Genomic DNA, 6,104 nt, shown 5'->3' with positions numbered 1-6,104 from the left:
AATTTTGACGACCTTGCAAGGCAACTTGACCAGAAACTTGCTGCTGCGGGTTATTCCCTCAAGGAAGGCAAACCCGGCGACGGCGTTTATGAACGCGGAAATCGTGTGATGCGCATCTTGTTTGGCGCATTTGTGAAATATTTCAAGTTTGGTGTGCGCATCGAAGATGGCGGCAACGGCAACTTGAAAGTGCGTGTGCACAAGCTCACTTCGGGCATGTCCGGCGGCTTGATCGGCATGGGTCAGGTCAAAAACGAAGTAAAGCGTTTGGTGGCCGACTTGTCGGTGATCTGAACCACGGATTTTGCCAAATGAATCGGTCGCAGCCGCGTTAATCGCTTGGCTGCGACCGATTTTGATGTTTATGCACTTTTCAGCTTGTACCTGCGAATCAGAAAATCTACAAGCAGCATCACAGCGCCGTGGAGGATCAGGTAAACGGGATAAAAGATGATGATGAGAAAGCTATAGCTTCCAAACCTCGAAGCGGCCGGGCCGATGGCATTGTCGATCCAGGATTCTGAGGCGACGTAAACAATGCAGGCGATCAAGGGAATCAGGATACTTCCTACCAACCATACCCAAGAAAACCATTTCTGAAAGTGTTTGCGTCGCCATGCCCAAATGGCAATGAGGTGAATCACGGCTAAGATGCCCCAGACTGCATTCATGAAACCGCTTTGTCCCAAGGAAATGAAGAACTTGCCGGTGGACCCAACCTCCGGCTTCGAGCTGATTTGAATCACGTCCAGTGCTGGAAGGCTGTCAAAATGCCATTTTGTCTCACCCGAGAGGTCGCCCATGACAGGTTTGCCAAGGTTGGTCACCACTGGGAAAGGTAAATCGCTTGCTTCCAAGGTGATGTCGAGCGCGCCAAACGATTTCCAGTATTTGGCTGGCGACAGCGTGTAGACAAAATACTCCTTTGCAACTTGCTCGCTACGGTCGCGCCATTGGGTTGCCTCGTATTCTACCTTGATTTGATGTGCACCTGCGACAAGGTCAAACTCGAAGTAATGAAGATCCTCCAGGTCGTAGACGCGGCGTCCGTCTTCGCTCCACGCAACCTCGACTTCAAGGAGTTCCGACCCAAAGCGACGGTCTAAAAAGCGTGATTTCGGCGAATTGTTACGGAGATAGGCCGCCTCGGGCAGTTTTGCCAATTCAACAGGAATACCATCCACCGTGATGCGCATGCCTCCTTCATAGCCTGTCGCAACGAAGAGCATGGGAATCCGAATGCCTCCGGAATCTGCAAAAATGTCATAGACAACATCAAAGCGGCAGGTTTTGAAATCTTTGCTTGGAACGATGCGAATGGATTCGTGTTGCACACGGACATATTCGCAGACAAAAGGGAGCCCGGTAGCCGACCCGTCGAGAATCGGCGAAGCCATATTGGCTTTGAGTGCGAGGCCCGGAAGCAGACAAAAAAGAAGCAGAAGAATTTTTTTCATAGAATCACACTGAACAAACGTTGCGAAAAACAACCTTTGGCACGAAATTTGGAAATCCTTTTTTAGATAAGGAAAAGATTTCCTAATTTCATCGTTCAAAGTACGGAAACGTCAATCACAAAGGATTAGAAAATGAAAAATCTGGTACTCAACACATTCGCTGCACTTGCATTGCTCCTGTGTTTTTCTGCAAGTGCCTACGCACAAAGCCCTGTTGATCCTGCTGCTCCTGCTCCAACAGAGGGACCCATGATCAAATTTGAGGAAGAGACCCACGACTTTGGTGATTTGATGCAGGGTGGCGACGCCTCCTACGTGTTTAAATTCACCAACAACGGCTCAGCGGATCTTTTGATCTCCGGTGCAAAAGGAAGCTGCGGTTGCACGGTTCCCAAGTGGAGCACAGACGCAGTACCTCCCGGCGGTGAAGGCGAAATCCGCGTTCAATACGATTCCAACCGTATCGGCGGTATCAACAAGTCGGTGACAATCAACAGCAATGCTGTCAATGAGCCTGTCAAGACGATCTTTATCAAAGGCAATATCCTCGCCAAGCCAGCTGAGCCCAACTACTTGGCTCCTGCAGAAGGCGCGCCGGTCAACCACTAAAAACGGATTGATCCAAAGAAAAGCCATTCGAATGTATTGAAAGTACATTCGAATGGCTTTTTTCAATTCACGATCTTCGTTTTTTGTTGAACTGACATTTTCTGTCCGTCGTTAGGCTTTTTTCACTTTTGGAAGGCTTGTATTTCACATGCGTTTTCCTCAATTTTCACTTTCCGTTTTCGGATCAACTTATGATAGGTAATACAATGAAACGACTCTTTACTACTTCAGTTTTTGCTCTTGGACTTTTGGTATCTTTTGGTGGCCCATTGATGGCGCAAAACGCCGTAGCCACACCTCCTTCTACCTCTGAGTTGAAGCCTGCCGTTGCCGCACAACCCTCACCAGCACCAGCGGTCGAGGCTGCGAAGCCAGGCGGCGGGATTTTCAAATTTGAAGAAGAAACACACGATTTCGGTGAAATGATGCAAGGTGGCGACGCTTCCTACACCTTCAAATTTCAAAACGTTGGCACCGAAGACATCGTCATCACTTTGGCAAAGGGCAGCTGCGGTTGCACCGTTCCAAAATGGAGCACTGAGCCCGTACATCCAGGTGAATTCGGCGAAATCGCTGTCAAATATGATTCCAACCGCATTGGCGGGATCAACAAGAATGTAACCTTGATTTCCAACGCTGCAGGCGGCGAAAAGCTGATCTACATCAAAGGAAATATCAGCCCAAAGCCAGCTGAGCCTGATTACACGGCTCCAGCGGCCACGCCAGCTGTACCTGCCGGAGGCCACTAAGCCTTCCCAGCAACCTTCAATGTCCAGTCAAGCCTGTGTTTGACTGGACATTTTCGTTTGTCCATCATCGACAATGCCCCAAATCTACCTTCCCAAGGTTGCCGATTCGCCGATTTTGCCCGAAATTAGGACCATGTTCAGAGCGAAGACTTGGCTGTTGTGGTGCTTGCTGCTTCCTTTTGCAAGGGTTCCTGCCCAAGCGATGCCACCCGGATTGCCCGATCTGCACATCGATTGGTACGAGGACACGACGATGTGCGATTACATTTTCCTGAGCAATGTCCGTTTCGTGCTGCCCATGACACTCTCTTCCGCTGGGATGATTTTTGACCGTCGCGGCGAATTGGTTTGGTACCTGCCTTCGACGGACAATCTCTACAATTTTTCCCCGCAGCCCGATGGTCAAATCACATTCAACGTCAATGATACTTGGTATGCACTTGACAGCTCGTTGATGCTGAATATGTTGCCAACTTGTGATGCCTCCTTTGGCGATTTTCATGATTTGATCCTCCTGCCCAATGGTCATCGTTTTGAACTTTGTTACGGCGATACCACCATGGATTTACGCAGTATCACCACCTCTTCGGGGCAAGCCGGTGACAGCGCCGCCAATGTGAGGTACAACGTCATCGAAGAACGCAACGCCTTGGGGCAATTGCTCAAACGTTGGCGCGGAATCGACCATTTTTCGCCCGCTGACGTCGATCCGGAATACTTCAGCTTTCCTTGGTACCTCGAGCTGCTGCATACCAATTCGATGGACTATGATGGTCAAAATTTACTGCTGAGTCATCGGAGCAACCACGAAGTTACCCTTGTAGATTGGGCTTCAGGCCAGGTGAAATGGCGATTGGGCGGCAACAATTCCGATTTTGTGTATATCAACGATGGTGGATTCAAGTCCCAACACGATGCCCGATTCGCAGGCAACAACCGGATTTCCATATTTGACAACCGATCCTTGGGAACCGTCACCACGCCACGGGCAGTGGTCTACACTTTGGATACAGTTTTGGGATTCGCAACCAAAGTTTATGACCGCGTCGAAGCCAATTCAGAAAGTCCAAGCATGGGATCATTCCGCGAATTGCCCAATGGCGACGGATTGGTGTGTTGGGGACAAATACTCCCTGAAAATCGCCCCAACATCAGCTATTTTCATGCAAATGGGCAAAAAGTTTGCGATTGGAGATTCCAAGACCCGCATTTGACCTACCGTGCGATGTGCTCCGAATTGCCTTTTGACATCGATCGCCCCGAAATCGTCTGCAACCAACAAAACGGGAACTTGGTTTTGAACGTTCAGGGCACCTTTTCCAATTATTTGTGGTCCAGCGGAGAGACCACGGGCATCATCCAAGCCATGGACACAGGGTATTATCAAGTTTATGTGCCCTCGGGTGCAGGTTTTGCAGGTAGCAACGTCTTGCATATCACCGATTTGAATTCGGATTGCCCTTCAACGCCAGTGGATGATCCGCGTTTGGGAGGACGTCCGCCAAAGTTGGTCGGGACCTTTGATTTGCTGGGAAGGCCAATCCAGCTGCGTCAGGCAGGACAAATTTATTTGGAGCGCTATGACAACGGGCTGTCCCGCAAAGTGCTTGAGCTATGAATTTTCCGCGAATCAGATATTAAGATCTAACTGGAATCAATGAAAAATCACCTTTCCAAAGTCCTGTTGACGCTTGCGTTGACCTTGCTTCGAATCGTTTTGCCTGCTCAAGGCGGCAATGACCGGCTCGACCTCATGGATGTGTTGCGCTACGATTTCGAATTGACCCTGAGTGACACGACGGATGAGATCAAAGGGAAAGCCACAATTCAATTGCAATTGTTGAAAGCTGCCGCTTCTGTGCGGTTGGATTTGGTGGCAGTGGGTGCAAGCAAGAAGGGAATGAAGGTGAAAGAGGTGCTGTCAGCGGGAAAATCGCTGGAGTTCAGGCATTCCGGGGAATCGTTGGAGATTTTATGGCCCGAAAATCAGCCTGCCTCCACCGAATTCAAATTGGAAATCGTCTATGCTGGTATTCCGGCAGACGGGCTGATTATCAGCAAAAACGAGGAAGATGGCCGCAGCTTTTTCGGGGACAATTGGCCCAACCGCGCCCACCATTGGTTACCGACGGTGGATCACCCAACTGACAAGGCCCCCGTCGGATTCACCGTATTGGCACCGGCACATTATCAAATCGTCGCCAATGGGAAGTTGGTGGAGCAAAAAGTGTTTCCCGATGGGCACCAAATCAGCCGTTGGAACAATGAAGCGCCGTTGCCCACCAAGGTCATGGTGATCGGTGCTGCCGATTTTGCCATCCAATCCGTCGGAAACGTGGGTGAAATTCCGGTGAGCACCTGGGTCTTCAAAAAGGATGAAGTCGCTGGTTTTCATGACTATGCCCAGGGGAAAACCATTCTGGAATGGTTTGTCAAGCAGGTCGCACCATATCCTTGGGACAAACTCGCCAACGTGCAGTCGCGCACGCGCTATGGCGGCATGGAAAACGCCTCCTGCATCTTCTACGCCGACAATTCGGTGACGGGAGACGGCAGCTGTGAAGCCTTGATGGCCCACGAAATTGCCCATCAATGGTTTGGCAATTCAGCGTCGGAGGCCAATTGGTACCATATTTGGTTGAGTGAAGGCTTTGCGACGTATTTTACCCATGTCTATTTTGAAATGGTGCATGGTAAGGAGGAGGCGGTGAAGCGTTTGAAGCGCGACCGGGCAGCCATTTTGAGTTGGCCGATGGCGGAACAATTGGCAGTTGTTGATTCTCGCATCGCCGACCTCAATCAATTACTCAACCTCAATTCCTATGAAAAGGGAAGTTGGATCCTGCACATGCTGCGCGATCGCGTAGGAGATGAGGCTTTTTTCCAGGGAATCAAGGACTATTACGCCGCATTTAAGTTTGGAAATGCCCTTTCGGTTGACCTTGAAAATGCGATGGAAAAAGCAAGCGGGTTAGATTTGGACGCCTTCTTCAAGCAATGGCTATACCGTCCTGGCTTCCCGAAGTTGGATGTCGAATGGAAATGGAGCAAGGGCAAAAAGACGGTGAACATTCAGCTCACGCAAACGCAGAAGGGCGACCCATTCGTCTTTCCGTTGGATATTGCCTTCCTCGATGCCGACGACCAAATGATTCAAACATCAACGATAGAAGTTACTTCCATGTCGCAGAAGGCAAGTTTTACGTTACCCAAGGCACCTGCATCACTTGTTTTGGACCCGAATGTCAAGCTGCTCTTTCAAGGAACTGCCCACAAAAAATAGGACGAC

General features: G+C 49.8%; 6 protein-coding genes. 5 read left to right on the top strand and 1 reads right to left on the bottom strand.

Annotated elements, in window-relative coordinates:
- Nucleotides 1–294: hypothetical protein (locus tag IPN95_24225; protein MBK9452474.1), on the top strand; the 294-nt coding region annotated here is incomplete at its 5' end.
- A 68-nt stretch (nt 295–362) separates the two neighbouring features.
- On the opposite strand, the gene IPN95_24220 is transcribed toward IPN95_24225, so the two are convergent.
- Nucleotides 363–1,457 carry a hypothetical protein gene (locus tag IPN95_24220; GenBank protein ID MBK9452473.1) on the bottom strand — a complete coding sequence of 365 codons (1,095 nt, stop codon included), beginning with the start codon at nt 1,455–1,457 and terminating at the stop codon, nt 363–365.
- 132 nt (nt 1,458–1,589) lie between these two features.
- On the opposite strand from IPN95_24220, the gene IPN95_24215 reads away from it, so the two are divergent.
- The 4 genes from IPN95_24215 (at nt 1,590) to IPN95_24200 (ending at nt 6,098) form a co-directional block, all read left to right on the top strand.
- On the top strand, nt 1,590–2,066 hold the full coding sequence (locus IPN95_24215; GenBank protein MBK9452472.1) for a DUF1573 domain-containing protein: 477 nt from the start codon (nt 1,590–1,592) through the stop codon (nt 2,064–2,066).
- A 206-nt stretch (nt 2,067–2,272) separates the two neighbouring features.
- Nucleotides 2,273–2,815 carry a DUF1573 domain-containing protein gene (locus IPN95_24210; protein ID MBK9452471.1) on the top strand — a complete coding sequence of 181 codons (543 nt, stop codon included), beginning with the start codon at nt 2,273–2,275 and terminating at the stop codon, nt 2,813–2,815.
- A 73-nt stretch (nt 2,816–2,888) separates the two neighbouring features.
- Nucleotides 2,889–4,433 (top strand): aryl-sulfate sulfotransferase, encoded by a 1,545-nt coding sequence (locus IPN95_24205; protein MBK9452470.1) that lies wholly within the window; start codon nt 2,889–2,891, stop codon nt 4,431–4,433.
- 39 nt (nt 4,434–4,472) lie between these two features.
- Nucleotides 4,473–6,098 carry a DUF3458 domain-containing protein gene (locus IPN95_24200; GenBank protein MBK9452469.1) on the top strand — a complete coding sequence of 542 codons (1,626 nt, stop codon included), beginning with the start codon at nt 4,473–4,475 and terminating at the stop codon, nt 6,096–6,098.
- Nucleotides 6,099–6,104: the final 6 nt, after the last annotated feature.

The sequence above is a fragment of the Bacteroidota bacterium genome, from assembly GCA_016718825.1.
GTDB lineage: Bacteria > Bacteroidota > Bacteroidia > J057 > JADKCL01 > JADKCL01.
This window is presented reverse-complemented; position numbering and strand designations above follow the sequence as displayed.

What these genes read in the sequence shown, in the direction of transcription:
- IPN95_24220 (MBK9452473.1), bottom strand. Translation starts at nt 1,457, where the DNA reads ATGAAAAAAATTCTTCTGCTTCTTTTTTGTCTGCTTCCGGGCCTCGCA.
- IPN95_24215 (MBK9452472.1), top strand. Translation starts at nt 1,590, where the DNA reads ATGAAAAATCTGGTACTCAACACATTCGCTGCACTTGCATTGCTCCTG.
- IPN95_24210 (MBK9452471.1), top strand. Translation starts at nt 2,273, where the DNA reads ATGAAACGACTCTTTACTACTTCAGTTTTTGCTCTTGGACTTTTGGTA.
- IPN95_24205 (MBK9452470.1), top strand. Translation starts at nt 2,889, where the DNA reads ATGCCCCAAATCTACCTTCCCAAGGTTGCCGATTCGCCGATTTTGCCC.
- IPN95_24200 (MBK9452469.1), top strand. Translation starts at nt 4,473, where the DNA reads ATGAAAAATCACCTTTCCAAAGTCCTGTTGACGCTTGCGTTGACCTTG.